At 45.0% G+C, this 26,627-nt stretch carries 19 protein-coding genes and 1 tRNA gene; 15 read left to right on the top strand and 5 right to left on the bottom strand.

Translation table 11 applies throughout. The features are described 5' to 3' along the window. Positions 1–28: 28 nt before the first annotated feature. On the bottom strand, positions 29–1,267 hold the full coding sequence (gene rocD / locus ACFQ3S_RS10695) for an ornithine--oxo-acid transaminase (protein WP_377164163.1): 1,239 nt from the start codon (positions 1,265–1,267) through the stop codon (positions 29–31). Positions 1,268–1,528: 261 nt separating this feature from the next. Here rocD and ACFQ3S_RS10690 point away from each other — a divergent pair, with 261 nt between their 5' ends. The 7 genes from ACFQ3S_RS10690 to ACFQ3S_RS10660 all read left to right on the top strand — a co-directional run bounded on the left by ACFQ3S_RS10690 (position 1,529) and on the right by ACFQ3S_RS10660 (position 9,102). Further along, on the top strand, positions 1,529–3,871 hold the full coding sequence (locus ACFQ3S_RS10690; RefSeq protein WP_377164161.1) for a S9 family peptidase: 2,343 nt from the start codon (positions 1,529–1,531) through the stop codon (positions 3,869–3,871). 335 nt (positions 3,872–4,206) lie between these two features. Beyond that, on the top strand, positions 4,207–4,626 hold the full coding sequence (locus ACFQ3S_RS10685; protein WP_377164159.1) for a 5' nucleotidase, NT5C type: 420 nt from the start codon (positions 4,207–4,209) through the stop codon (positions 4,624–4,626). A 181-nt stretch (positions 4,627–4,807) separates the two neighbouring features. Beyond that, the gene (locus ACFQ3S_RS10680; protein WP_377164157.1) at positions 4,808–5,509 is read left to right on the top strand and encodes a methyltransferase domain-containing protein; all 702 of its coding nucleotides are present in this window, start codon (positions 4,808–4,810) and stop codon (positions 5,507–5,509) included. 9 nt (positions 5,510–5,518) lie between these two features. Then, positions 5,519–6,580 (top strand): sensor histidine kinase, encoded by a 1,062-nt coding sequence (locus ACFQ3S_RS10675; protein WP_377164155.1) that lies wholly within the window; start codon positions 5,519–5,521, stop codon positions 6,578–6,580. Between the two features lie 49 nt (positions 6,581–6,629). Next, the gene (locus ACFQ3S_RS10670) at positions 6,630–7,280 is read left to right on the top strand and encodes a DUF47 domain-containing protein (RefSeq protein WP_377164153.1); all 651 of its coding nucleotides are present in this window, start codon (positions 6,630–6,632) and stop codon (positions 7,278–7,280) included. A 21-nt stretch (positions 7,281–7,301) separates the two neighbouring features. Beyond that, positions 7,302–8,309, top strand: coding sequence for an inorganic phosphate transporter (locus ACFQ3S_RS10665; protein ID WP_377164151.1), 1,008 nt, complete (start codon positions 7,302–7,304; stop codon positions 8,307–8,309). Positions 8,310–8,349: 40 nt separating this feature from the next. Next, positions 8,350–9,102 carry a DUF4197 domain-containing protein gene (locus tag ACFQ3S_RS10660; protein WP_377164149.1) on the top strand — a complete coding sequence of 251 codons (753 nt, stop codon included), beginning with the start codon at positions 8,350–8,352 and terminating at the stop codon, positions 9,100–9,102. 178 nt (positions 9,103–9,280) lie between these two features. Here ACFQ3S_RS10660 and ACFQ3S_RS10655 read toward each other — a convergent pair whose 3' ends face one another. Continuing rightward, the gene (locus tag ACFQ3S_RS10655) at positions 9,281–10,180 is read right to left on the bottom strand and encodes a S66 peptidase family protein (protein ID WP_377164147.1); all 900 of its coding nucleotides are present in this window, start codon (positions 10,178–10,180) and stop codon (positions 9,281–9,283) included. A gap of 42 nt (positions 10,181–10,222) precedes the next feature. On the opposite strand from ACFQ3S_RS10655, the gene metG reads away from it, so the two are divergent. Continuing rightward, positions 10,223–12,286, top strand: coding sequence for a methionine--tRNA ligase (gene metG / locus ACFQ3S_RS10650; protein ID WP_377164146.1), 2,064 nt, complete (start codon positions 10,223–10,225; stop codon positions 12,284–12,286). A gap of 74 nt (positions 12,287–12,360) precedes the next feature. After that, positions 12,361–12,432 (top strand) — tRNA-Arg (locus ACFQ3S_RS10645). Between the two features lie 939 nt (positions 12,433–13,371). On the opposite strand, the gene ACFQ3S_RS10640 is transcribed toward ACFQ3S_RS10645, so the two are convergent. Further along, positions 13,372–13,938 (bottom strand): dihydrofolate reductase family protein, encoded by a 567-nt coding sequence (locus ACFQ3S_RS10640; protein ID WP_377164145.1) that lies wholly within the window; start codon positions 13,936–13,938, stop codon positions 13,372–13,374. A 382-nt stretch (positions 13,939–14,320) separates the two neighbouring features. On the opposite strand from ACFQ3S_RS10640, the gene ACFQ3S_RS10635 reads away from it, so the two are divergent. From ACFQ3S_RS10635 to ACFQ3S_RS10610, 6 genes are all read left to right on the top strand, one after another. Next, positions 14,321–15,049, top strand: a complete 729-nt coding sequence (locus ACFQ3S_RS10635; protein ID WP_377164144.1) for a trypsin-like serine protease — start codon at positions 14,321–14,323, stop codon at positions 15,047–15,049. 262 nt (positions 15,050–15,311) lie between these two features. After that, positions 15,312–15,716, top strand: a complete 405-nt coding sequence (locus tag ACFQ3S_RS10630; protein ID WP_377164143.1) for a VOC family protein — start codon at positions 15,312–15,314, stop codon at positions 15,714–15,716. Between the two features lie 75 nt (positions 15,717–15,791). Then, the gene (rlmF, locus tag ACFQ3S_RS10625; RefSeq protein ID WP_377164142.1) at positions 15,792–16,757 is read left to right on the top strand and encodes a 23S rRNA (adenine(1618)-N(6))-methyltransferase RlmF; all 966 of its coding nucleotides are present in this window, start codon (positions 15,792–15,794) and stop codon (positions 16,755–16,757) included. 332 nt (positions 16,758–17,089) lie between these two features. Further along, positions 17,090–21,229 (top strand): CshA/CshB family fibrillar adhesin-related protein, encoded by a 4,140-nt coding sequence (locus tag ACFQ3S_RS10620; protein WP_377164141.1) that lies wholly within the window; start codon positions 17,090–17,092, stop codon positions 21,227–21,229. Positions 21,230–21,271: 42 nt separating this feature from the next. After that, positions 21,272–22,237, top strand: a complete 966-nt coding sequence (locus tag ACFQ3S_RS10615) for a PorP/SprF family type IX secretion system membrane protein (protein ID WP_377164139.1) — start codon at positions 21,272–21,274, stop codon at positions 22,235–22,237. Further along, positions 22,237–24,234, top strand: coding sequence for an OmpA family protein (locus tag ACFQ3S_RS10610; protein WP_377164137.1), 1,998 nt, complete (start codon positions 22,237–22,239; stop codon positions 24,232–24,234). The genes ACFQ3S_RS10615 and ACFQ3S_RS10610 overlap by 1 nt, the downstream gene beginning before the upstream one ends. Positions 24,235–24,354: 120 nt before the next feature. Here ACFQ3S_RS10610 and ACFQ3S_RS10605 read toward each other — a convergent pair whose 3' ends face one another. Further along, positions 24,355–25,485, bottom strand: a complete 1,131-nt coding sequence (locus ACFQ3S_RS10605; RefSeq protein ID WP_377164135.1) for an NAD(P)/FAD-dependent oxidoreductase — start codon at positions 25,483–25,485, stop codon at positions 24,355–24,357. A 10-nt stretch (positions 25,486–25,495) separates the two neighbouring features. Further along, positions 25,496–26,602 (bottom strand): type III polyketide synthase, encoded by a 1,107-nt coding sequence (locus ACFQ3S_RS10600; protein WP_377164133.1) that lies wholly within the window; start codon positions 26,600–26,602, stop codon positions 25,496–25,498. Positions 26,603–26,627: the final 25 nt, after the last annotated feature.

Raw genomic sequence — 26,627 nt, 5'->3', positions numbered from 1 at the left:
AACACAGTTATCCTCACAAACAAAATTTTTAACTGGCAAAGCCTGTTATTGTGCGCTCAATAATAGTACAGCAGGCATCCATTTGAGCCCCGGTGATAACCAGCGGCGGCGAAAAACGGATGGTATGCCCATGTGTTGGCTTGGCTAATAAGCCGTTTTGCATGAGGGCCACACAAACATCCCAGGCAGTAAAAGGCGCATCTGCGGCAATGTCAATAGCATTTAATAAGCCTCTGCCCCTTACCTGCTTAACAATGGCCGGGTACCGTGCTTGTAATTGCAGCATACGTTCCCTGAAAATTTTACCCAGTGTAAACGCATTTTCGGGCAGGTAATCATCGATTATTACCTGTAGCGCGGCAACGGTTACCGCGGCAGCCAGCGGATTACCGCCAAATGTGGAACCATGTTCGCCGGGTTTAATGCATAGCATAACCTCGTTATTAGCCAGCACTGCCGATACCGGCAGCACACCGCCGGCCATAGCCTTACCAATAATCAGCACATCGGCGTGCACCTCATCATAATTACTGGCCAGCAATTTGCCCGTGCGGCCAATGCCGGTTTGTATTTCATCGGCCATTAGTAGTACATTATACTGTTTGCAAAGTGCTTGTACGGCGGCCAGGTAACCCTGCTGCGGTACAATTACGCCGGCTTCACCCTGTATAGGCTCTACTAAAAAGGCACAAATATTGGGGTTAGCTTTCAGCGCGTTCTCTAATGCGGGCAAATCATTATACGGTATCATGGTAAAGCCGGGCAAATATGGGCCAAACTGGTCTTTAGATTCGGGACTATCGGAAAACGAGATGATACCCGTTGTACGCCCATGAAAGTTACCAGCCGCTACCAAAATATTAGCCCTACCGTCGGCAATACCTTTATGCTGGTAGGCCCATTTACGTGCCAGCTTTATAGCAGTTTCTACTGCTTCGGCACCCGAGTTCATAAACAGCGCTTTATCATAACCAAATAACCGGCATACGTGTTCTTCGGCCTTGCCTAACTGGTCGTTATAAAAAGCACGGGAAGTTAGGGTGAGTTGGTGGGCCTGTTTAATAAGTGCATTAATAATATGCGGATGGCAATGACCCTGGTTAACAGCACTATAGGCGGATAGAAAATCATAGTATTGCTTACCCTCCACATCCCAAAGATGCACACCTTCCCCTCGCGATAACACCACCGGCAGCGGATGATAGTTATGTGCGCCAAAGCGTTCTTCGGTATCCATATACTGCTGGGTGTGGGTGAGTGTAAGCATAATGGTAAAATTAGTAGTTCTGCTATAATAACGATTATAAAAAGAGGATAATATTCCAGAATGCACCTATTGCTTATAAACAAAATCAAAAGCTGGCTATTTTTTCTCTCTATAGTTCGAAATGACAAATTTTATATCAAGTGCCTTTGTAAAATATTTGAGAGTTACTTTTTAAAGCTAATTTCTCAATCTTTCAAAATTATATTTCAGCTATATTGCGTCTTATTTTAACAGCTGTTTGAAAAGCCTCTTTTTTTCGATATGAATAAATTTTTACTCCCTGCCTTGGTATTCGCGTTTGCTTCTGCTGCGCAGGCACAGCAGGCACCGGCCTTAACCGCTAAAGATTACGAGCGCGCCGAAAGCTTCCTGAGTTATAACACCGCCCCGTTTGTAGACGGTGTTAACGTACAGCCTAACTGGCTACCCGGCGAAAAATTCTGGTTCCGTAACCTGACAGCTAAAGGCTCTGAGTTCATTATGGTAGACCCGGCCAAAGGCACCCGTGCCCCGGCTTTCGACCATCAAAAGTTAGCTGCGGCGTTATCAACCGCTACCGGTAAAACTTACAGCGCCGATAAATTACCGTTTGCATTTATTACGCCATCGGCCGATGGTAAAACGGTGAGCTTTGCTGCTGCCGGTAAAAACTATACAGCCGACCTGCAAACGTACACCCTTACCGAAAGTGCAGCACCTGCCAGGCAAAGAGGTGGTTTTGGTGGCCGCCGCGGCGGAGGTATGGGCGTAACCTCGCCCGATGGAAAACTTGTAGCTTATATTAAAGATTATAACCTTTGGGTACGCAATTTGGCTGGTAGTGAAGAAAAACAGTTAACCACTGATGGCATCAAAGATTTTGGTTACGCTACGGATAACGCTGGCTGGACACACAGCGATAATGCCGTACTGCAATGGTCGCCCGACTCCAAAAAAATTGCCACCTTTAAGCAAGACCAACGCAAGGTTGCCGATATGTACCTGGTAACTACCAACGTGAGCAACCCCACACTAAAAGCCTGGAAATATCCTCTACCTGGCGAAGAAATACCGATGATTCACCGGGCTATTGTTGAAGTGGAAACGCCCAAGGTAATTATGCTGAAAGTTCCGGCCGATCCGCACCGCGCCACCCTGAGCGATGATATTTCGAGCAGTGGTACTTTAGATGATGTGAACTGGACAGCCGATGGGAGCCAGTTGGCCTTTGTATCTACCTCGCGCGATCATAAGCAGGAAAAGGTGCGCATTGCCGATGCAAACACGGGCGATGTACGCGAAATATTTGAAGAAACTGTACCTACACAATACGAATCGGGTTGGGGAGCCATTAACTGGAGATATCTGGCTGGCAATAACGAGATCATCTGGTTTTCGGAACGCGATAACTGGGGTCACCTGTATTTATACGATGCTAAAACCGGCAAGCTTAAAAACCAGATTACCAAGGGCAACTTTGTAGTGACCAAATTAGTTAAGGTAGACGAAAAGAACCGCCAGCTTTACTTTGTAGCCAGTGGCCGCGAGCCGGGCAACCCTTATTTTAGCCACTTGTATAAAATTGGTTTTGATGGAAAGAAGCTTACCCTGCTAACGCCCGAAGATGCTAACCACCAGATTAGCTTCTCTCCCACGCAAAATTATTTTGTAGATAACTACTCGCAGCCAAATGTGCCTACGACAAGTGTTTTGCGCGATTTAAGCGGCAAATTGATTACCACAGTACAAAAAACTGATATATCGCGTTTAACCGCTACCGGCTGGAAAGCGCCAACGCCTTTCAGTGTTAAAGCGGCTGATGGCAAAACCGACTTGTTCGGCCTGATGTTTACGCCAAGTAAGATAGATGCCGGTAAAAAATATCCTATCATTAACTACATTTATCCTGGTCCGCAGGGTGGCAGTGTGGGCAGTTGGTCGTTCGCGCCGAGCCGGGGCGATCACCAGGCACTGGCCGAACTGGGTTTTGTAGTGGTGCAGATTGAAGGTACCAGCAACCCGCTGCGTTCCAAAAATTACCATGATATGAATTACGGCAACATGGCCGAAAACACCCTGCCCGATCAAATTAGCGGCATGAAACAACTGGCTCAAAAATATCCTTATATTGATATTGACCGTGCCGGAATATGGGGTCACTCGGGTGGTGGTTTCGCTACGGCGGCTGCCATGTTCCGTTACCCTGATTTTTTTAAAGTGGGTATATCCGAATCGGGCAACCACGATAACCGTAACTACGAGGACGATTGGGGCGAACGCTATATTGGCTTGCTAACTAAAGATGCCAACGGCAAATCGAACTATGAAGACCAGGCTAACCAAAACTATGCCCAAAACCTGAAAGGCAAACTGATGCTGGCTCACGGTATGATGGATGACAACGTACCACCCTACAATACCCTGTTAGTGGTAGAGGCCCTGGAAAAAGCTGGTAAAGATTATGACTTGGTGATATTCCCGAACAGCGCGCACGGTTACGGTCAGTATAGCCCATACATGATGCGCCGCCGCTGGGATTATTTTGTAAAAAACCTCATGGGCACCGAAACGCCAAAAGAGTATCAATTAAAAGCTAAAACCGATCCTCGGAATAGCGTACAATAAGTAGCGATCATGTCAAACTAAATTTGTAAGTCGGGTTGTCGAAGACTTGCACAATTCAATAAGTCTTCGACAGACAGACAAACAGCATTAATTACTGGTGATTACACCTTTAGAAGCCGCTGTTTTAAACACTCAAACTTACCGTAACTTGTTATATGTGGCTAACGACCGAAATTTACGTTAAGGATTGGCGCGGATACGGGCCATGTGGCTAAAGCTTGTGCAGTATGAGCAGAAAGCCTGCCCGAAGGGAACGCCCACATAAAATCAAAACTCTAAATTTGCGGATATGTTAACATTAAACCTCCTTCCTGGGAGGGTTGTGAGGGACTTTTATGAAAAAAACTATTGCTATTGATATGGACGGCGTTTTGGCTGATGTTGAATTGCAGATATTGAATTTTTACGAACGCGACTTTGGTATTAAATATCCGCGTGAGCACCTGATGGGCCGCGCTGAAGAGGATTTCTTTCCAGAGACGGGGCTGGTGCGTAAATATGTATTCGAGCCCGGCTTCTTTCTTACCCTGCCTTTAATTGAAGGGGCGATAGAAGCCGTTCAAAGGTTAATGGAATATTTTGACGTGTATATTGTTTCGGCCGCAGTAGAGTTTCCATTAAGCCTGAACGAGAAGTTAAAGTGGCTGGGTACGCATTTTCCTTTCATTACCTGGCATAATATTGTTTTTTGCGGCGATAAAAGCATTATTAAAACCGATTATATGATAGACGATCATATAAAAAAACCTGGATAAATTTAAGGGTAAAACCTATATGTTTCATGCTTACCACAATATTAACTTTACTCATCATACCCGTATTTATAACTGGCCGCAGGTAGTTGCCCTACTTAAAGCCGAACTGGAACAAACAAGTTAAGTTTAATAGTCTTTATAGTAAAAGCCCTCCCTCCCAGTGAGGGTTGGGAGGGCTCTTATGATTAACTTAAAAAAACGTATTACCGGTGTTGACGAAATAATGGATGATTTCGACCTGCCGCTCAGCCAGCTAAACCCGGTACTGAAGGGCCTGGGCGATTTGAATAGCTGGTTCGGCGGGCACAAAACGTTAATTAAAGCCTTACAACAGTTTCCGGTACAAGCCGGTAATCATATCAGCGATTGGGGCTGCGGTGGGGGCGATGCACTCAAAGCCATAGCCCGTTGGGCTGCAAAGCAGAACTTACACTTGCGGTTAACCGGCGTGGATGCGGCACCTGCGGCTATAACCTTTGCACAAAAAGAAACAGCTGAATTTAATAATATTCATTATCTGCAAACTATGGTCATGAGTGATGAGCTTAAAGCAGATCAATTTGATATGGTGGTTTCGAGCCTGTTTACTCATCACTTTGAAGATGATGCCTGGGTTGACCTGGTAAAAAAAATGTTGAATTGCTCGCGCCGGGGCGTAATTATAACCGACCTGCACCGGCATTGGTTGCTGTATTATTCGCTTATGATTATATTCAGTACGGTGATTCCTAACAAAATGATGCGGAACGATGGGCCACTGTCCGTGAGGCGTAGTTTTAAAAAAGCCGAACTGGTTGCGCTGCTGGCCCGGGCTGGTATTACCCGTTATAAAATAGAATGGAAATGGGCTTTCAGGTGGCAGGTAATCATATATAAAAACTAACTTTGTGGTATGAAACTCAGTGTACTGGTGTTTATTAATGCCCTGGCCGTGGCTATAACCTTATCTATGGTCAACTTTTACTTTCAGCATAAATGGTACGATGTTACGGTTACCTTTTTCCTGAGCTTTATAGTGAGTTACATTGTTTTTTATTACCTCATCGAAAAATACGTGTACTCTAAGGTAAAGCTGATTTATAAGCTTATCCATAATTTAAAGCTGGGGCGCGATCTGCGCGATGCCCTGGGCGAATCGACCAGTACCGATCCTATCGGGGATGTTGAGCAGGAAGTAAAAGAGTGGGCCCGCGAAAAAAAATCAGAGATAGAAGAACTCCGCAGCCAGGAAAAATTTCGCCGTGAATTTTTATCTAACATATCTCATGAGTTTAAAACACCGCTTTTTGCCATACAAGGTTATATTGAGGCGGTAATGGACGATGAGTTTGAAGATACTGAAATGGCCATGCAATTCCTCAAAAAGGCCGAACGCAATCTGGACCGTTTAAGTTATTTGATTAAAGACCTCGACGAGATCTCCAAACTCGAATCGGGCGAGATCCCTATTAATTATTCCAGATTTAAGATAAACGACCTGATTAAAGAGATATTTGAACAGCTGGAATTGAAAGCCCGGCAGCATGATGTTAAGCTGATATTTAAGCAGAAATATGATGACCCTATTATGGTTACAGCCGATAGGGAAAAGATAAGCCAGGTGCTCACCAACTTAATCGACAATTCGTTTAAGTATGGCAAACAGGGCGGCAGTACGGCAGTAAGCCTGTTTGAACTGCACGACCAGGTTTTGGTAGAGGTTACCGATGATGGTGCCGGTATTAATGAAAAGCATTTGCCCCGTTTGTTCGAGCGGTTCTTCAGGATAGATAGCCATCGTTCGCGCGAAGTGGGTGGGTCGGGTCTGGGCTTAGCCATTGTAAAGCATATCATTGAGGCACATCAGCAAACCATTAATGTGCGTAGTACCGAGGGTGTGGGTTCTACCTTTGGTTTTACTTTGCAAAAGGTAAAGCAATCGCCGTTTCAGGTCATACCAGTTTTGCATAGTTAACATTAACTTAACATTGCAAATGTACCTTTGTTTAAACTATTGAACCAGAATGTCATTAAACAGCATATTCCAATATTTCGTTCCAAGGGAAAAGAAGATATTTTTTCCCTTGTTTGAGCAGGCGGCAAGCAACGTAGTAGCTATGGCTACTGTTTTGGTTGAAGCGGTCAACTTAAAAAATCCGGGCACCCGCCATGAGCTTTTTAAGCAGATAGATAAGCTGGAAAACAAAGGTGATGAACTGACCCACCAGATATATTTGGAATTAGGCAAGAACTTTATTACACCGTTTGACCGGGAGGATATACACGCGCTGGCAACCGCCATTGACGACGTAGCCGATTATATACAAGGTTCGGCTAACCGTATGCTGTTATATAATATCGAAGAATATACCGAGCCTATCTGCAAGCTATCGGAACTGATCTTGCAGGGTAGTATTGACCTGGAAAAAGCCGTACGTGAGTTAAAAGACCTGAAAAACGTACGTAACATAGCCGATTCGTGTATCCGTATTAATAGCGTGGAAAACCAGGCCGATTACGTTTTCGACCGTGCCGTGGCCGATCTTTTCCTGTATGAAAAAGATGCCCTGCGCCTTATTAAGTACAAAGAAATTTTAGCTGCGCTGGAAACGGCAACCGATAAGTGTGAGGATGCAGCCAATGTAATGGAATCTATATTAGTTAAAAACGCTTAACTTTTTTCAACCCTTACCTACATGGTTACCACCCTCCTTGTTATTGTAGTGCTGCTGGCGCTGATATTTGATTTTATAAACGGTTTTCATGATGCGGCCAACTCTATAGCCACTATTGTATCAACCAAGGTTTTAACCCCGTTTCAGGCGGTATTATGGGCCGCGGCCTTTAACTTTTTAGCTTTCTTTTTAATTAAGGAACACAAGGTAGCCAACACCGTTGCCAAAACCGTACACGAGCAGTTTATTACCATGGATGTTATTATGGCTGGTTTAATAGCCGCCATAGCCTGGAACTTGGTTACCTGGTGGTTTGGTATCCCTTCCAGCTCATCACATACCTTAATTGGAGGCTTTGCAGGTGCCGGTATGACTAATGCTATATTTATGGGCGTTAACCCGCTTGATGCTGTCGACACCCAATCTATTATCCGTATAGCGGCATATATATTTCTGGCGCCACTCATAGGTCTTTTTATTGCCTATGTGTTCACCATTATTATTTTGCATATTTTCAAAAATTTCAGGCCGGCTGTTGCCGAACGCTGGTTTAAAAGTGTACAGCTTATTTCATCGGCAGCTTTAAGCTTTGCACACGGTGGTAACGATGCCCAAAAGGTAATGGGTATTATTTATGTAGCCCTGGTAGCATCCAAAGTAATTGATAATGGACAAAAAATGCCCGACTGGATCCCGCTGGCCTGTTACAGTGCCATTGCCCTGGGTACTATGAGCGGTGGCTGGAAAATTGTGAAAACCATGGGTACCAAAATAACAAAGGTTACCCCATTAGAAGGGGTAGCCGCCGAAACAGCCGGTGCCGTAACCCTGTTTATGACCGAGCGTTTGGGTATCCCTGTATCTACCACGCATACCATTACAGGTTCTATTATTGGTGTGGGCTTAACCAAAAGGGTTTCGGCCGTGCGCTGGGGGGTAACTATTAACCTGCTTTGGGCATGGATCATCACTATACCTATATCGGCATTGGTAGCTGCAGCGGTATTTGCTGTGATGCATTTCTTGTAGAACTAAACTTTCTTGCCGTAGCGTTGTCATACCTATACTTATGAAAAAGATATTAATGTTTGCGCCGCTGCTTTTAGCCTTTTCGGTTACTACCAGTTGCGATACTTTGAACGCGGCTGTTAATAACGCGGGAGGCATCTATAACCCATCATCGCAAATTGGCACGCCCAGTACCATTGAAATGATCAGCGGTATAAGGCAGGCCCTCGAAGTAGGTACCGATAAAAGTGTAAGTCAATTATCAGGACTTAACGGTTTTTTTGGCAACGCGGCTGTTAAACTGCTTTTTCCGCCAGAGGCTCAAAAGGCCGAAAATACTCTGCGTAAATTAGGCTTTAATAAGCTGTGCGACGATGTGATCCTGTCACTCAACCGTGCAGCCGAAGATGCTGCCGGCAAGGCCAAGCCGATCTTTGTATCGGCCATAAAACAAATGACCTTGCAAGATGTAACCGATATTTTATTAGGTGGCAGTAAAGATGCCGCTACCAATTATTTTAAACGGGTAACTACCAGCCAGCTTACCGAACAATTTAAGCCGGTTATTCATACCAGCTTATCGAAAGTGGGCGCTACCAAATATTACAGTCAGTTAGCTACCCAGTACAACAAAATACCGCTGACCTTTAATAAACTTAACCCCGATTTGGATGGTTATGTAACTCAAAAAGCTATTGACGGCCTTTTTTACCGCATAGCCTTAGAAGAACTAAGCATCCGCAGCAACCTATCGGCACGTACCACACCGCTACTTCAAAAGGTATTTGGCTACGCCCAAAAGAAAACGAGCTAAAGCTTTTTGAAGAGATATATGTAAAACCCCAAGGCTGATAACCTTGGGGTTTTATGTTTACAAAACCTGTCATTTCGAGTGCTAACGAGAAAACTTTTCGAAGCGATATGTAGGCGACTTGTCGGTTCGAAAAGATCTCTCACTATCGTTCGAGATGACAAGCTGATTTAGTGTTTGATCATACATACTGCATCGTCACCGTACTCTCATCAACCTGCAACTCCATGTTTCTGCCCAAAATCAGCGTACGGTTATCGGCCACGTGCCCTGCCGGGAAATCAAAGCAAACGGGGTAGTCGTATTCTTCCACAATGGCCTTGACGATTTCCTGGGCAGTTTGGCCGAATGGAATGTCGTTATCTTTGAGATCGGTAAAGCCGCCTACAATGAGGCCTGCCAGGTTTTTCAGTTTACCGGCCCGTTTCAGGGTGTACATCAGGCGGTCCACCGAGTACAGGTATTCACCTACATCTTCTATAAATAAGATCTTTCCAGTATAATCATAATCAGATACCGAACCCGATAGCGATACCAGTATAGCCAGATTACCGCCTATAACCACACCTTCTGCTTTACCCATACGGTTTAAAGGTTGAGGGGCTATCTGGTAATTGAGCTCATCGCCAAACAGTGCTTTGCGTAAGGTTTCCAGTGATATAGCCGTTGCATCGGGTATATTGATCGGCATTTGCCCGTGCAGGGTTTCCAGCTCATAATTGCGGTATAAATGGCCGTGCAGTACAGTAATGTCGCTGAAACCAACTATCCATTTTGGATGCGTAGCCAAACGACTGAAATCAACAGCATCAATAATTCGTACTGTACCATAGCCACCACGGGCGGCAAATACGGCTTTAATGCCATCGTCGTTAATGTATTGCTGCAAGTCCTTCGCGCGCAGGGCATCATCGCCAGCAAACTGATGAAAGTCGGCGGTAACGGTTTCACCTAATACCACTTCGAGGCCCCAACTTTGCAGCAGCGCTATGGCATCGTCCATAGGTTGTGGTAACTTTTTGGCCGGGCACACAATAGCCACACGGTCGCCTTTTTTAAGATATGGGGGAGTTATGCTCATATTTGAATTATCTTTGCAAAATAAAGAAAGAGAATTACAATTTTGGAAGCTCAAAAATATAAACGTTATACCATTACCGCGGCATTACCTTATGCCAATGGCCCTAAACATATTGGTCACCTGGCTGGTGCCTACATTCCGGCCGATCTTTACGCCCGCTACCTGCGCCTTAAACGCAAGGATGTGGTGTTCGTTTGCGGATCGGACGAGCACGGAACCGCCATTGCCAACCAGGCCATGAAGGAGGGTACCACGCCGCGCGCCATTATTGATAAATACCACGAGCTGATCAAGTATTGCTTTGGTAAGCTGAACATTTCTTTCGATATCTATCACCGCACCAGCGAACCTATTCACCACGAAACGGCGCAGGACTTTTTTACCAATCTGAACGATAAGGGCATTTTTGAGGAGCAGGAATCGGAACAATACTACGATGAACAGGCCGGCGCTTTTTTGGCCGACCGTTACATTATAGGCACCTGCCCGGTTTGTGCCAACGATGGTGCTTATGGCGACCAGTGCGAAAAGTGCGGCAGTTCGCTAAGTCCTGATGAGTTGATAGACCCACGCTCTACCCTGAGCGGCGATAAGCCCGTGAAGCGCATGACCAAACACTGGTACCTGCCCTTAGATAAATACGAGAACTGGTTGGGCGAATGGATTTTGAAAGGCCATTCCAAAGATTGGAAAACCAACGTTTACGGTCAATGCAAAAGCTGGATAGACGGCGGCCTTCACCCCCGCGCCGTAACCCGGGATTTGGACTGGGGTATTAAAGTGCCTGTGGAAGGTGCCGATGGCAAAGTACTCTATGTTTGGTTCGATGCGCCCATTGGCTATATATCGGCCACTAAACAGTGGGCAATTGATAACGGTAAAGACTGGAAACCGTACTGGCAGGACAAGGAAACCAAGCTGGTGCACTTTATTGGTAAAGACAATATTGTATTCCATTGCATTGTTTTCCCGGCTATGCTGAAGGCACATGGCGAATTTATTTTGCCAGATAACGTACCTGCTAACGAGTTTATGAACCTGGAAGGCGATAAAATGTCGACCAGCCGTGGTTGGAGCATTGAAATGCACGAATATTTGGAAACCTTCCCCGATAAGGTAGACGAACTACGCTATTACCTTACCGCCATTGCCCCCGAAACCAGCGATAGCGAGTTCACCTGGAAAGATTACCAAGCCCGTGTAAACAACGAATTGGTAGCCATATTGGGTAACCTGGTTAACCGGGTAATGGTACTCATGTACAAGTTTTTCGATGGAAAGGTAGAGGCAAATTTTGCACAGATTACCTTAACTGATGCTAACCTGAACACCGAGTTAAGCCGTTTATACGACGAGTTGGAACAAAGTATGGAAAGCTATAAGTTTCGCCAGGCGCAGCAGAATGTAATGGAGATTGCCCGTTTGGGTAACCGTTACCTAACCGAGCAGGAGCCCTGGAAAACCATCAAAACCAACCCCGAGGCAGCGCGAGAAGCTTTGCATAACTGTTTGGTTTTAATGGGACATATTGCAGGTTGCCTGCAGCCGTTTTTACCGGGTACTGCCAAAAAGATATTAGGTATGCTCAACTGGCCAACCGATACTGTTTATTTTGATGAAGAGATCACTATAGCCAATGGCCACCAGTTAAATACCGCATCGTTACTGTTCGAAAAACTGGAAGACGAGGTGATTGAGCAGCAAATTCAAAAACTAATTAGCAAAAAGCAAGCATTGGAAGTAGTAATTGAAGAAACAACGCCGGTTACGCCCGCCAAGGAGAACATTAACTACGAGCAGTTTGCCGCTATGGATATCCGTATTGGTACCATTTTAACGGCCGAAAAGGTAGCTAAAACCAAGAAACTGTTAAAGCTGACCATTGATACCGGTTTAGACCAGCGCACGGTGGTATCGGGCATTGCCGAATACTTTGAACCCGAAGCCATTATAGGCCAGCAGGTAAGCATACTGGTGAACCTGGAACCGCGCGAAATTAAAGGCATCCTATCACAAGGCATGATCCTGATGGCCGAAAACGCCGAAGGAACCTTAAGCTTTGTAGCCCCGGTTGCCGCTATGCACAATGGTTCGGTAGTGCGGTAATATTGTGCAAAATATGCCGGTGGGCAAATGTGCAGATGAATTAAAAAATTTGCACATTTGCACTTCCGCAAAACGGTCCTGTAGTTCAACGGATAGAATAGAAGTTTCCTAAACTTTAGATATGAGTTCGATTCTCGTCAGGACCACTTGAAAAGTCAAAAGCCTTTAGATGTAAGTCTGAAGGCTTTTTTAGTTGATGAGACAAGTATCTTATATATATTTCTCAAACATTCGCAAATATGTCGCTACAAAATTGTCCTAAATGCAGCAATAATTGTTTTTTATGGGTCATGGCTGACGAGCTTGATATAGTAACGAAATGGCATTGTTACAACTGTGGTTACACTGCTTTAGAAGATGATCATGATGAAAGGATATGTGCTGTTTGTAACAATAAAACCGAGTCACTATTAAAAGATAAAAATTTAGAATATTGGTGGTGCTTCAGTTGTAAAACTGAGCGGTCTTCTTAATTTATACGATTGAAGTGTTATGCATTGATCATTATCCAACTTTGTCAAACAATAAAATCCCCCCGCTACCGCAAGGGTCTCCCTTGTGGCCAGCGACAGGTAACTAAGTATTAAATAGTGAAATGGTTAATAGCACATCCCATAAGGGAAACCCTTGCGGTAGCGTCAGGACCACTTGAAAAGTTAAAAGCCATTAGATGTAAGTCTAGAGGCTTTTTTTGTATCTTTACAAATCAATATATGTATAATTAGCTTGCTATGGATATTATCATTGCAACTGTCATCTTTTTTTGTGTTTTCATCTGGCTTATAATAGCCAGTAAAAATAAATCAAAATTTGGAATTAACCTGAAACGGGTTTGCTGCCCGGTATGCAATACCAATCAGCCGATCATACGATTGCCTGGCAACAGCGATCAATTTCTATATGGGGGAACCACTTGCCCTAAATGCCATACCAACCTTGATAAGTATGGTAAGATGATTTGAAATCATAATATGATGGAATGGTGGGGTGCTAACACATTCTCATTGCTGCCTCATATCTGTAACGTGTGCTATAAAAAAAATTTGATGTTAGCAACATAAACAAGCACTTTCCACTGTAAACACTTACACCGGCATATACTTCTCCACCACCTTCCCGCTTTTATAAGCAACAGAACTTTGTAACTTCAATGGTTTTTGCTCCTTAAAAATAGCAAGTCCGGCACCAATGGCTACCGGGTTCCGAAAAATGTAATATTCATCTATCAGGTTCAGGCTTATGAGTGAGTTTACAAAATTGGCACCGCCGTACACCATCATATCCTTGCCCGGCTCATTTTTCAGCGCTTGTATCGTATCAGCCAGGTCGCCGTTCTCTACTTCCACATTTCGGCCGGTAATAGCGGTTTGCGTACGGCTAAAAACTATTTTGCGCATACTAACCATACGTTGCGCTAAGGGTTGTTCCACGCTGTGGGGTTGGTTATCTACTACATTCTCCCAATACTGAATAAAGCCTGGGGTCATTTTACGGCCCAGTAAAATAGTGTCGCAGCTGTCGGCCAGTTCAATTACCTTTTGAAACATGGCTTCGTCCCGTTCACCGGAAATCCACATCCAGTCTAATTCACCGTTGGGTCCGGCTACAAAACCGTCGATGGTCATTTGTACCTGCAACTTTAATTTTCGCATAGCATTTGGTTTTTAAAATGGTTGTATTGTATCACAAATATCTGAAAATGATATATCATTTGGCAGGGGTGATCCTGACAAAATAAGGGGTGGTTTGCGAAAAGTGAAGTGGGTGCCGAAAAGAATATTCAAATCAGTTTAGGTGTATTTAACATACATCAATAAGTATTATATTGTATCAGCAAATCCCCCCCGCTACCGCAAGGGTCTCCCTTGTGGCCAGCGACAGGTAACTAAGTGTGAAATGGTTAATAGCACATCCCCACAAGGGAGACCCCTTGCGGAAGTGAAGAAGTGAGCGCTATATTATTAAGAAACTGATTGTCAATGTTTTTGAAAAACTAAGTTTATTGTGTAGCATTACAGGCCAAATTAACCTCTTATGAAACCTGCTTATCTACTTCTAATAGCCTTATTGCTCTTTACTGGATGTTCCGGTCAGGAAAAGGTGTCGCTAAAAAAGTTTGATAACGTAACGCTATTGAACAAAATAGCGTTTAACGAGGCTAAATATGATCAGCCTAAATTTAGCTGCGGCTTTATTTTACAATACCACAATCAAAACTTTGCCGTTACCGCCAAGCATCTGCTTAAAATTATTAAAACCGATGAAATGAAAAGCATAGCTATCGGCAACTCTATAAAAAGCTGGAGTATGTTTGCATTAGATCAACCGAATGAGCAATTAATTACCGATAAACTGCTCAACGAAAACAACGCCGAACTCATTGCTGGTAAAGCCACTTATGATAACGATTGGCTCGTGTTTTCCATCAAAGAAAATCATACCCAGGTTAAACCGCTGCAAGTAAGGGAAGCTCCGCTGAAAACGGGCGAAAAGCTATATGTAATTGGCTGGACACGTAAAATGGAAACCGGTGGTCAGCAAGTTTATGAGTTTGAATATTATAAAACCATAGGCAACCGCATTCTTCTGAAAGAGGTGATTGTACCTGAACAGTTCGGCGGTTTGAGCGGCGCGCCTTTGGTTGATGAACAAGGGATGCTGGTGGGCCTTGTATCTAACGGAACGGTTGACCCCGAAACCGGGAAAAAATATTTTTCGCCCTGTAAGGTAGACGGGCTGATCGCGTTTTTAGATAAGCACTGACCTGGATTGCTGGCCCAACCGAGCCGCTCTACACACGCTGAAAATTCTGTGAAACAGCGTTCACAAAAGCGTTCATGCGTGAACACTTTTGAGCTGAATTTGCCTGGAAAACAGTTCCGAATCAGCAAGGAAAATCTGCTTGAATAAGGAAAAACACGGTTTTTCGCGATTTTGTAAAGAGCGGCAAGTACTTTGGCCGCGAACACTTTTTATAATGGCAAATACATATATTGGTCCTATAATAAAACCTCACTTATAAATTATGAAAAAAGTAACGGGACTGGGCGGCGTATTCTTTAAAAGCAACGACCCCAAGGCTATGAATGAGTGGTATGCCAAAAATTTGGGATTACCTACTGGTGCATACGGAACAACGTTCGAGTGGCGGCATGATGATGATCCGTCGAAAAAAGGCTCTACTTCCTGGTGTGCTTTTCCGGCAGATAGCAAATATTTCGATCCGTCGACCAAGCCTTTCATGATCAACTACCGTGTAGAAAACCTGGTTGAATTAGTAGAAGAACTAAAAAAGGAGAACGTGACCATAGTTGATGAAATGGCCGAATACGATTACGGCAAGTTTATTCATTTGCTCGATCCCGAAGGTAACATCATTGAGCTTTGGGAGCCTAAAGAAGACCCGGAAGAGAGTGGTGTAATGGAATAAAGCTGTTGCCGATAGATGCCGCGTTTTTTTATAAGCCATATAACCGTAATTTGGCTGTAAATATATACTACCGTTATGCCTGCAAGCCCAACTACAATACCTGCCGAAAAAGAAAATCTGCATCCGCGAAACTTACACCGGGGAGGGTATGATTTTACGGCCTTAATAAAGGCATTGCCAGAGTTGAACGAATTTGTTAAGACAAATGAATACCATAACCTGTCGGTAGATTTTAGCAACCCAGATGCGGTAAAGGCCCTCAACAAAGCTTTGCTCAAGCAGTTTTACAGTATAGATCATTGGGATATCCCGGCGGGTTACTTATGCCCACCTATACCGGGGCGTGCCGATTATATCCATTACATGGCCGATCTGCTGGCCGGGAGCAACAACGGTGAAATACCCAAAGGTGATAAGGTTAAAGTGCTGGATGTTGGCGTGGGCGCTAACTGCGTATATCCCTTAATTGGCAACAGCGTTTATGACTGGAACTTTACAGGTACCGATGTAGACCTGGTGGCGGTAAGCTCGGCCAAAAATATCGTACTATTTAATCCAGCTTTAAAAGGCAAAATAGATTTCAGGCTGCAACCTCAACGCGCCGATATTTTTAACGGTGTGGTTAATGCCGATGATGTCTTCGATCTCACCATTTGTAACCCGCCATTCCATACTTCTTTAAAAGAAGCCCAGGCCGGCAACAAGCGTAAATGGGATAACTTAGACCGTAAGCCAGCCCAGGCCAACGCGCTTAATTTTGGTGGAAAGAGTAACGAACTATGGTACAAAGGCGGCGAACTGGCTTTTGTAAACAATATGATAAAGCAAAGCGAACAGTTCTCTAAACAGTGCTTTTGGTTTACCACGCTTATCTCTAAAAAAGATAGCCTTGATGGTGTTTACCGGATGCTCCACAATGTTAATGCTGTTGAAGTTAAAACCATCAACATGTCGCAAGGACAAAAAATAAGCCGCGTGGTAGCCTGGACCTTTCTTACCGAAACCGAGCAGTTTAAATGGAAAAACAGGCATTGGGCGTAGGGGCTGGACTAAATTACTCGTAATAACGGCTTTTTCTACTATCCTGCTCACAGCATTTGAAGCCAAGCCAGGTTGCACTTGAAGGTAACTTAATGCTAAATCTTTCGTAAAAGCGCCTACGGGCTAAACACAAATTCGGGATAGGCAAAACATCCAGGTAATTGTATATTTAAACTATATGACAAAACTTTACAAAAATGCTTTTTCAACATCAGGGTCGGTAAATGCTATAGGGTGCTGATGCACATCAAACTATAAGTTAATGAGTATGCCTAAACTATGACCTCCATGGTATTCAGCTTCGGCCTCCGAATAAATTTTGAAAGCTTTTTATGATTAAACAATACTTACTTAAAGTTTCCCTGCTTTGCATGTTGTTAACAGGTGCATTTAACCAGGCTTGGGCGCAGTACGCTATTGGCGGTAGTGCAGGTACCAACTTGGCTAACGCCGTTTATTGGCTAACGTGGGATAAAAATGCGCCCGGCACAACATTAATAACCGCACCGGCTGCCTCCAATGCATCTAACATCATTGCTGGTACTTACGTGTGGCAATTTTCTCCAACGGTGCGTATTACGGCGGTGGTGAGCAACCTGGTATTTTCGGCAGGTAGCGGTATGACCTCTTATACGCCCGGAAGCTATTTTGCCGATGGACTTGATCTCATCTATTCTGGTAACAACCTGCCCAAGCCCGATTCGCGCGGGGTTCCCAATTCGGGTTTAGCCACTACTAATGGTGGTACCTCAACTTTCGATATCGATATTAAAGTAGCTATCCTTATTAATAATGTATGGACCAATGTGGCTTACCCTGGTATGGTGGTGGCCGACGCGGAGTCTATTGATGTAGGCGGCGAATTTATATCGGGCAGTACACCAAATGCTATAGCCTGGCAGCTGCTCAACAAGCGTACGCAAGGCAACGTGGCCGATATTCATTATAAAATGGACCTATCCAACTCGGGCAGGTCTTTTAAGTTATATGCCGATTTGCCTCCGGGTAACTTTGGTGTGCAGGCGGTAATGTTTGCCCGAGGTGCCAGTAGCTTAAACAACGTATCTATGAAGGGGTCGGGCATTACGGCCATGGCTATTGGTTTTGTGCTGCCGTTCGATTTAGGTGATGATCCGGCTACTTATGGTACCACAGGTCATTACATAGATGATTTTGTACAAACTAATTATTTCCCCGGTGATGGAACCTACGAGGTGGTTAATTATACCACTTCCGAGTTAACTCCCAAAGCTAATGTGTACATAGGCGATAACAACCTCGACCCCGACGGACAGCCCGATTACGGCGAAAACTCGGATAATGACGACCAGGTGGGTAACCCCGATGAAAGCACCTTAGTGCCCGCTACGCTCCCCAATATTAAAGTTAATCAGCAGGGTAATTATGTGCTTACTGTACCGGCTACCAATAACAAAGCGGTGCCCGCTACCCTGTACGGCTGGCTGGATTTTAACCGCGATGGCATATTCGGTGCTGATGAGGTGATCAGCATAACCGTACCTGCCAGTACCAGTAATCAGCCCTTTACACTTACTTACCCTAATGCCATGTTCGCGGGTAAAATAAAGGTGGGGCCATTATATGCCCGTTTGCGTATTACTACCACCAATTTGCTGGATGACGGCGCCACACTAATTGATGAAAGAAGTGTATCCTTCGCCGCCGATGGCGAAGCCGAAGATTATCGCTTGAAAGACATCATTGGCGTAAATATATCGGGCGCCGTAGTAAGTGATGGCAATGGTGCCGCCGATGGGGCCATAGCCGGAAACGGTTTGGCCGTAGTTGGGGGCAAGCAGTTATATGCTTACCTGGTTAACAGCGCCGGTATCATTGTAAATAAAGTTATTGTAGCGGCTAATGGTACTTATACCCTGGCCAATAATAATAGCGGAAATTATACCGTAGCCATATCCACCAACGATGTAGCCATAGGCGGTACTTTAGCGGCCGTTGCAGCTAACCTGCCCGCTGGTTTCGAGGCATCGGGCGCGGCGTTTGGCACCAACAACGTAGGTAATACCGGCATAAAGCCCGGCACTCCTAACCTGCAAATACCGGTATCAACACCCAATACCAGCTTAGATGTGAGCAACGTTAATTTCGGTATCAACCGTGCGCCGGTAACCGTGGCAGATGGTGGCACTACCACGGTTGGTCAGCCCATTACCCTAAACATTCCCGGTAACGATACCGATGTAGATGGCACCATTAACCTCAATACCGTTTTATTAATTGACCCTGCCGATAATGTAAAGAAAACATCTGTAACCGTAGCCAATCAGGGTACCTATACAGTTAATGCAACTACCGGTCAGGTCACCTTTACACCGCTGGCGACCTTCGCGGGCAATGCAACGCCATTAGCTTATACCATTAAAGATAACTTTGGCACCGAAAGTGTAAGCGCGTTAATATCAGTAATTATAAAGCCTACAGGCGTAGCCGATGCCGATGTAACACCGGTAAATACACCGATGACCACTACCGTGAAAGCCAATGATGGCGCCGCGGCTGTCGGTTCCACCGTAAAAGCATTGCCCGGAGCGCATGGTACCACGTCGGTAAACGCAACCGGACAAGTAATTTACACCCCGGCAACAGGCTATGCTGGTATCGATACTTATACTTACACCTTAACCACGCCCGATGGTGTGGTATCGGACCCTATAACGGTGACTATTGCTGTTAAGCCGGTTGGTGTGGCAGATGTTGATATAACCCCAATTAATACCCCTGTAACCACCATTGTTAAAAGCAACGATGGTGCCAGTGGTATAGGTACTACTGTAACACCAACTAACGGTGCCCATGGCACTACTACAGTTGATACCACCGGCAGGGTAAGGTTTACGCCAACTGCAGATTATATTGGTAAGGATGTTTATACTTACACGCTCAGCACAAGCGATGGTATTGTATCAGATCCTATCACGGTAACCATCAGCATTAAACCGGTGGGGGTTAACGATGCGGTAACCACGCCGTTGAATACACCGGTAACTACGGTAGTAAAAACCAACGATGGTCCGAGCGCCAACGGTACCACTGTAACGCCAACCAATGGCTTGCGGGGCATTACCACGGTTGATGCTACCGGTAGGGTAACCTATTCGCCCATTGCCGGTTTTGTGGGTACCGATACGTACACCTATACTTTAACCACGCCCGATGGTGTGGTATCGGATCCCATTACTGTAACGGTGACTATTTACAATGCTTCCCTGGCTTTAACCAAGGTTGCCAATAACGGCTTCAGCAAGGCGGGCGATATTATTAATTATACATTGAACGTCACCAATACAGGCAGTTCAACATTATCTAATGTAACCGTAACCGATGCCGGGGCCGATGCTGGTTCCATATCGCCGACCAGTATAGCCAGTTTGGCACCGGGTGCATCGGCAACGGTAACCGCCCGCCATACGGTAACCGCGGCTAACGTTATTGCGGGTAGTTTCAGTAACCAGGCCAGCGTAACCGGTACCGACCCAAGTGGTATAACCGTAACCAAGCCCAGGTCAGATAACCCAGGTACTTCCGCAGTTGATGATCCTACTATAGTAACAGCTACCCCATCGGGTGCCATAGGTTTGGCTAAAACCGGCGTGTTTACCTCTTATTATATTGCTTACACGTTTGTGATCACCAATACGGGTAACGCCACGCTAACCAACGTTACCCTTACCGATAGTAAACTGGGTTTAACCAATTCGTTCATTAACATACCGGCAGGCGGGTTGTTGCCTGGTGCCAGCGTTAACTATACGGCTAACTACACCTTAACCCAGGCCGATAAGGATGCTGGTTCGGTAACTAATAGTGCCAGTATAAACGGCCGCGATGCTGCAGGTAATGTGGTAAGTAGCAGCGCGGGTACGGTAACCAGTTTCCCTAAATCGCCATTGGCAGTGGCCGATGCCGCCTTTACTGGTGTAGATGTGCCCGTTACGGTAGATATATTAAAGAACGACGACCCGATGAACACCACGTTCAATTTTCAATCGGTTGAAATAGTTGCCCCACCAACTAACGGTAAGGTAACCATAGGCGGCGACGGAACGGTTACTTACACGCCGAACCCCGGCTACGCAGGCACAGATAGTTTTACCTACCGGTTGAAAGATCTGAACGGCTACTATACCAACGCTGCTATCGTAAATATTACCGTAAGTGCTACATCGCTGCTCAAGATTCCTAATGTGTTTACCCCTAACGGCGATGGTATTAATGATGTGTTTGAGATCCGCGGCCTTGATAAATTTGTACAAAACGAACTGGTGATTGTTAACCGCTGGGGTAACGAGGTTTATCACAAAACCAATTACCAAAACAACTGGACAGGCGAGGGGCTAAACGAGGGTACATACTACTATGTGCTTAAAGTTAAAACCACCGAGTGGCAGGTAATTAAAGGATACATCACCTTAATGCGTGTGCTTAAAAACTAAGGTAAAAACGTATTTGCAGCAGAGTTGATAAAGAGGACAACGATGAAAAGATTTTTAATATTTTTTTTACTGATACTGAGCACAGAGGCGCTATATGCCCAGCAGGATGCGCAGCAGAGTCAATACATGTTCAATGGTATCTATATCAATCCGGCTTATGCGGGTTATAAAGAGAACCTAAACTTTCACAGCTATTTTCGCTCGCAATGGACGGGTATTGAGGGTGCGCCTAAAAGCATGTCGCTGGCGGTGGATGCCATTGCCAATAACGGCAATGTAGGGTTGGCCCTGCAAATATCTAACGACAGGCTGGGCGCTCAAACTAACCTATCGGCTTATGCCAATTATGCTTACCGCTTGCGCATGAACAATGAAGGTACGTCGCGCCTGGCCTTAGGTTTCGGCATGGGTGTAATGCAATTGGGCATCAATAATTCTTTACTAAATCCTAACGACCCTGAACCGTATTTAGCTACAGGCATGCAAAGCACCTTCGTGCCAGACGGCCGTGTGGGTGTATTTTATTCGGATGATAAATACTACGCCGGTATCTCGGCCGATAACCTGATCTCGCAGTTTATCAACGTGCGCAACCGGGGCTTTATAGCGCAGCCTAAGCCGCATTATTATTTAACCGGCGGTGCTTTGTTCCCCTTGTCCGAAGATATACTGATCAAGCCAAGTGTGCTGCTGAAAGATGATGCAGGCGGCCCAACCAGTTTAGATCTGAACACCTTAATCATGTTCGGTCAGCGTTTATGGATAGGCGGGTCGTACCGTACGGGGGTTAAACTATATAATAAGACCTATTTACAAAATGATTTGAGCCGCCTCAACTCTTTTGTAGCCGCAGTGGAATTGTTCCCGTTGGAAAATTTGCGGGTAGGATACGCTTACGATATTTCAATTGGTCCGCTTAAAGGTTACAGCGGCGGTACTCACGAAATCTCTATCGGCTTCTACATTAAAACACAAAAGACCCGCATGTTAACCCCGCGATTTTTTTAATGGATAAAGTGAAAGCCATGAAACAACAATTAATTGCGATAATTACCATCATTACATTAGCATTGCTCAGCCATAACGTTAAGGCACAATACGTGCTTAAACAGGCCGATGAGCAGTATAATTTGTACAACTATACCAAGGCAGCCGAGCTTTACGAAAAGGCCTACAAAAAAGATCAGACCCTGTACACAGCCGAGCACCTGGCCAACAGTTACCGCTTAACCCGCAACTATCTTGAAGCCGAAAAATGGTACGTCACTACAATAGCTTTCCCTAAAAGTAAGCCTGATAACCTGCTGAAATATGCCGAAGTTTTAAAGAATAATTTAAAGTATGCCGACGCTAAGACGCAGTACACTAAGTATTACACTATTAGCCCAGCGGTTGATCAAAAGCAGTTAAAGCTTTGGATTGCTTCCTGCGATTCGGCTATGAAGTGGATCAAGAACCCGGTTTGGGTTAACATTAAAAACGAGCAGGTACTCAACACGGTCGAGTCTGATTGGGGTGCGGTAAAGTATAACGATGCCGTAGTGTTTACATCCGATAGGGAGAACAAGGCCGAGGCAGAAGCTGCTAAAAAGAACCGTCCGTTTATTAAGTTTGATGGCTTGAGCGGTATTGATAAGCGCATTTACGGCTGGACGGGTAATAAATACCTTAACCTTTATCAGCAGCAAAACGGCGCCACCACTGCCGACGCCATTAAGCCTTTTCCCTTTATAGCCGGAACCGATTACCACATTGGAGCCGCCAGCTTTACCGCCGATGGTGCCGAAATGTATTTTACCCTCACGCGTCTGCCAAATAGCAAGATCAAAGATACCGCCCGTATTAAAACAATTAAGCTGGATGTGTATTCTAGCAAACGCAGCAGTGCCAACGGTGCCTGGGAAAAACCGGTTCCATTTGCGTTTAACAAGGAAGACGTTTACTCGGTAGGAGACCCTTTTATTACGCCCGATGGTAAGGCTCTTTACTTCGCATCGGATATGCCCGGTGGTTTAGGCGGTACCGATATTTATTATTGCGAACGTATGGCCGATGGTAACTGGGCATGGCCTGTAAACGTGGTCACCGTAAATACCCCAGCCAACGAGCGTACGCCATTTTTGGATACCGATGGCACCATTTATTTTTCTACCGATGGCGATAAAGGCATGGGCGGACTGGATATTTTTAAAGCCGCGAAGCAAGGCCGGTCCTTTGGCCCTAAAAAGAACTTAGGTTTCCCCATTAATTCGGCGCAGGATGATTTTGCGTATGTGCTTATAGATGGCACTAAGGGTTACCTGTCATCTAACCGCATGGGTGGCACAGGCAGCGATGATATTTACAGTTTTGCACCCATCCCTGTTGCTACTTATCATTTGGAAGGGATTGTGTTCGATAAAAACACCCGAAAGCCTATAGCCAATAGCATAGTCACGCTAACACGTCCTAAAGGCGTATTAGCTAAAGTGCAAACCAATGAAGCCGGGGAGTTTAACTTTATGTTGAACGAAAACAGCGACTACCAGTTAAAAGGAGAAAAGACTGGTTACCTTACCGATAATCTAAAAACCTTTTCAACTGTGAGTTTGGCCCCATCCGAGACCATTAAGCGCAACCTGTATTTAGAGAAGATTGAATTGCAGAAAGCCATCCGTATAGATAATATCTATTATGATTTGGATAAGTATGACATTAGGCCCGATGCTGCCAAAGAGCTGGATAAGCTCATTAAGATCCTAAAGGATAACCCTACTATCGTTATTGAACTGGGTTCGCATACCGATAGCCGTGCCGATGATGATTACAATATGGTACTGTCGCGCAAGCGTGCTAATGCCGCGGTCGATTATATTTTAACCGAAGGCAGTATAGATGAAGACCGCATTATTGCCCGCGGTTACGGCGAAACCCGCTTAGTAAACCGATGTGCCAACGGCATTAACTGTAGCGAGGCCGCCCATCAGCTTAACCGCCGTACGGAGTTTACTATTGTAAAGTATTAAAATATACAGTACAAAAAAGCGCATTACTGGTTAGCAGCAAGGCACTTGTTTACTGGTTAAATTGGTACGGTTTAACTTGTCGAAGACTGACAATCTTAAAAAAATATTGTTCAAAACCAATCAGGCTAATGGTTTCCCATGTGTTTGCTTTACCATCCAGTTAGCCATTGGTGGCATCTTATTCATCATTTGAATTGCGGTGTGCATTAACCGGTTATTGCCAAACAGGTGCTGTAATTGTCGCCCTACCCATAGCCGCCTGGCAAACTGCTGGTTCCAGGCCTGGCGGTAGGTTTGCTCAAGCGCGGCTCGTGCAGGGGCGGTAAACGGTTTACCTGGATAATAATATTGAATGATAATAGCTGAAAGTATTTTTGCAGAATGAATAGCCATAGTCATGCCGTTGCCGCAAAGCGGTGCTATCATACCGGCGGTATCGCCGCTCATGAGTATGTGATTTTCTACCGGTTGTTTTTTTTCAAAGGAGATCTCGTTAATCACCTCGGGCTTGTCCATCAGAAGTTCGGCATTACGAAAAACCTCTTTTTGGTATGGATTACGATTAATAATGTTTTCCTGAAAGGCCTCTAAGCTTCCCTGCTCCCGCAGATCGTTTCGGTGGGCCAGCGAGCAAATGCAAAACCTGCCGTCTTCAACTTTTGATACGCCGCAATAGCCGTTTTTAAAACTGTTTAACTGGATGAGGTCATCAGGAAAATCGATCCGGGCATGAATTTTAATTCCCACATAAGGGCTGTGCCTTAAAAAAAACGGCCGCTTGAGCTTGCTATCAAGGTTTGAACGCTTGCCAAATGCACCAATAACCAGCGGGGCGGTCAAAATTCGGTGGGGCAAAACCACCTCGAAACCGTTGTTTGTAAAACGAATATCATCTACTCTGGTATCCAGCAAAAAGCTAACACCCTCAGTTTGGCAGAGCTTGTACAGATAATCATCAAAAGCATAACGGCTAATGCCAAAGCCGCCCAAATCCAGTTTTTGTGAAAATATGGTGCCCGAAGTAGCCGTAACTTCCAGGCGTTTGATATGTGATGCGCCTAAACTAAATACATTTATACCTAACTGGTTCAAAAAAGGCAGTATTTCCTTAGAAATATATTCTCCGCAAACCCGGTGAAAGGGATAGCTTTTTTTTTCGACTACGGTAACCCGCAAGCCTGCCCGGTTAAGCTGCAAGGCATTAAAGAGCCCGGCCAATCCGCCACCTGCAATAATTACATCGTTCATCATCCTGATGGAATTATTGCATTTTAAGCGCGAAGCTTTCTACGGTAAGCCCGGGGCCAAAGCCAAAGCCCAGGATGCTTTTATGGGCAACTTCTTTAGCATGCATAATTTTTTGCAGCACAAATAGTATAGTGGGCGATGACATGTTACCATAATCGCGCAGCACCTCATAGGCATAAGCATTAGCTTCTTTAGGAAGCTCCAGTCCTTCTTCTATAGCTTCAAGTATTTTACGGCCTCCGGGGTGTACGGCATAGGTGTCTACCTCTTCAAAGGTTAAACCTGCCCTATTAAGCAAGCGGCTGGTTATACCTTTAATATTTTTATGTATTTCTTTAGATACCTTGGATGTCAGCTTCATTTCAAAACCGGTATTGCCAATAAACCATCCCATTTCGTTATGGCTATCGGGTATAAGTTCCGAATAGAAATTAAGCAGCTCCAATGCCGGTTTATCGAGCAGTTTATGCTCTTTATCCTCAACCAGCACAGCCGCCGATCCATCTGCGAAAAGTGAGTTTGCAATCCAATTGTTAACCGTGTTCTCTTTCTGAAAGTGCAGGGAGCATAGCTCTACGCTTACAATAAGCACTTTAGCGTTAGGGTTGGCGCGGCAAATATAGTCGGCAGCTTTAAGCGCGTTTATACTGCCATAACAGCCCATAAAATTAATACAAGTGCGCTCGGTGGTGTGGTGCAGGCCCAGTTGTTCTACCAAATCTATATCGATGCCCGGCGCGTACATACCGGTACAGCTTACTGTAATTAAATGCGTGATTTGGCTAATTATATCGCTTTCATAATGGGCAAGGCAATTGTGCACCGCCTTGGTAGCTATTTGAACGGCTTTTTCGCGGTATAGTTCCATCCGTTTAGCGGTGGCTACAAAAGGTTCCAGATCGGGCGTTGAGGCAAAAAATTTGTAATTGGCGCGCTCTGTAGCGAAGTCATCTATGGCGGTATAACGGTGCTCAATTCCCGAATGATCGTATATAGCCTTTAGCCGTTGAGATTGCTCTTCGGGCAAACTAAAAATATCCACCATAAACTCATACGATGCCTGCTGCGTTATCTTATTATCAGGGTTCGCTATCCCTATAGAACTTATACAACTACCCATAAAATATCTTGTTATTTAGCCGTTT

The organism is Mucilaginibacter terrae (genome assembly GCF_042679325.1).
GTDB classification, from domain to species: Bacteria; Bacteroidota; Bacteroidia; order Sphingobacteriales; family Sphingobacteriaceae; genus Mucilaginibacter; species Mucilaginibacter terrae.
This window is presented reverse-complemented; position numbering and strand designations above follow the sequence as displayed.

What these genes read in the sequence shown, in the direction of transcription:
- ACFQ3S_RS10630 (WP_377164143.1), top strand. Translation starts at nt 15,312, where the DNA reads ATGAAAAAAGTAACGGGACTGGGCGGCGTATTCTTTAAAAGCAACGAC.
- ACFQ3S_RS10655 (WP_377164147.1), bottom strand. Translation starts at nt 10,180, where the DNA reads ATGAGCATAACTCCCCCATATCTTAAAAAAGGCGACCGTGTGGCTATT.
- ACFQ3S_RS10605 (WP_377164135.1), bottom strand. Translation starts at nt 25,485, where the DNA reads ATGATGAACGATGTAATTATTGCAGGTGGCGGATTGGCCGGGCTCTTT.
- ACFQ3S_RS10635 (WP_377164144.1), top strand. Translation starts at nt 14,321, where the DNA reads ATGAAACCTGCTTATCTACTTCTAATAGCCTTATTGCTCTTTACTGGA.
- ACFQ3S_RS10610 (WP_377164137.1), top strand. Translation starts at nt 22,237, where the DNA reads ATGGATAAAGTGAAAGCCATGAAACAACAATTAATTGCGATAATTACC.
- ACFQ3S_RS10660 (WP_377164149.1), top strand. Translation starts at nt 8,350, where the DNA reads ATGAAAAAGATATTAATGTTTGCGCCGCTGCTTTTAGCCTTTTCGGTT.
- ACFQ3S_RS10665 (WP_377164151.1), top strand. Translation starts at nt 7,302, where the DNA reads ATGGTTACCACCCTCCTTGTTATTGTAGTGCTGCTGGCGCTGATATTT.
- ACFQ3S_RS10680 (WP_377164157.1), top strand. Translation starts at nt 4,808, where the DNA reads ATGATTAACTTAAAAAAACGTATTACCGGTGTTGACGAAATAATGGAT.
- ACFQ3S_RS10640 (WP_377164145.1), bottom strand. Translation starts at nt 13,938, where the DNA reads ATGCGAAAATTAAAGTTGCAGGTACAAATGACCATCGACGGTTTTGTA.
- ACFQ3S_RS10600 (WP_377164133.1), bottom strand. Translation starts at nt 26,602, where the DNA reads ATGGGTAGTTGTATAAGTTCTATAGGGATAGCGAACCCTGATAATAAG.
- ACFQ3S_RS10620 (WP_377164141.1), top strand. Translation starts at nt 17,090, where the DNA reads ATGATTAAACAATACTTACTTAAAGTTTCCCTGCTTTGCATGTTGTTA.
- ACFQ3S_RS10685 (WP_377164159.1), top strand. Translation starts at nt 4,207, where the DNA reads ATGAAAAAAACTATTGCTATTGATATGGACGGCGTTTTGGCTGATGTT.
- rocD (WP_377164163.1), bottom strand. Translation starts at nt 1,267, where the DNA reads ATGCTTACACTCACCCACACCCAGCAGTATATGGATACCGAAGAACGC.
- ACFQ3S_RS10675 (WP_377164155.1), top strand. Translation starts at nt 5,519, where the DNA reads ATGAAACTCAGTGTACTGGTGTTTATTAATGCCCTGGCCGTGGCTATA.
- rlmF (WP_377164142.1), top strand. Translation starts at nt 15,792, where the DNA reads ATGCCTGCAAGCCCAACTACAATACCTGCCGAAAAAGAAAATCTGCAT.
- ACFQ3S_RS10670 (WP_377164153.1), top strand. Translation starts at nt 6,630, where the DNA reads ATGTCATTAAACAGCATATTCCAATATTTCGTTCCAAGGGAAAAGAAG.
- ACFQ3S_RS10615 (WP_377164139.1), top strand. Translation starts at nt 21,272, where the DNA reads ATGAAAAGATTTTTAATATTTTTTTTACTGATACTGAGCACAGAGGCG.
- ACFQ3S_RS10690 (WP_377164161.1), top strand. Translation starts at nt 1,529, where the DNA reads ATGAATAAATTTTTACTCCCTGCCTTGGTATTCGCGTTTGCTTCTGCT.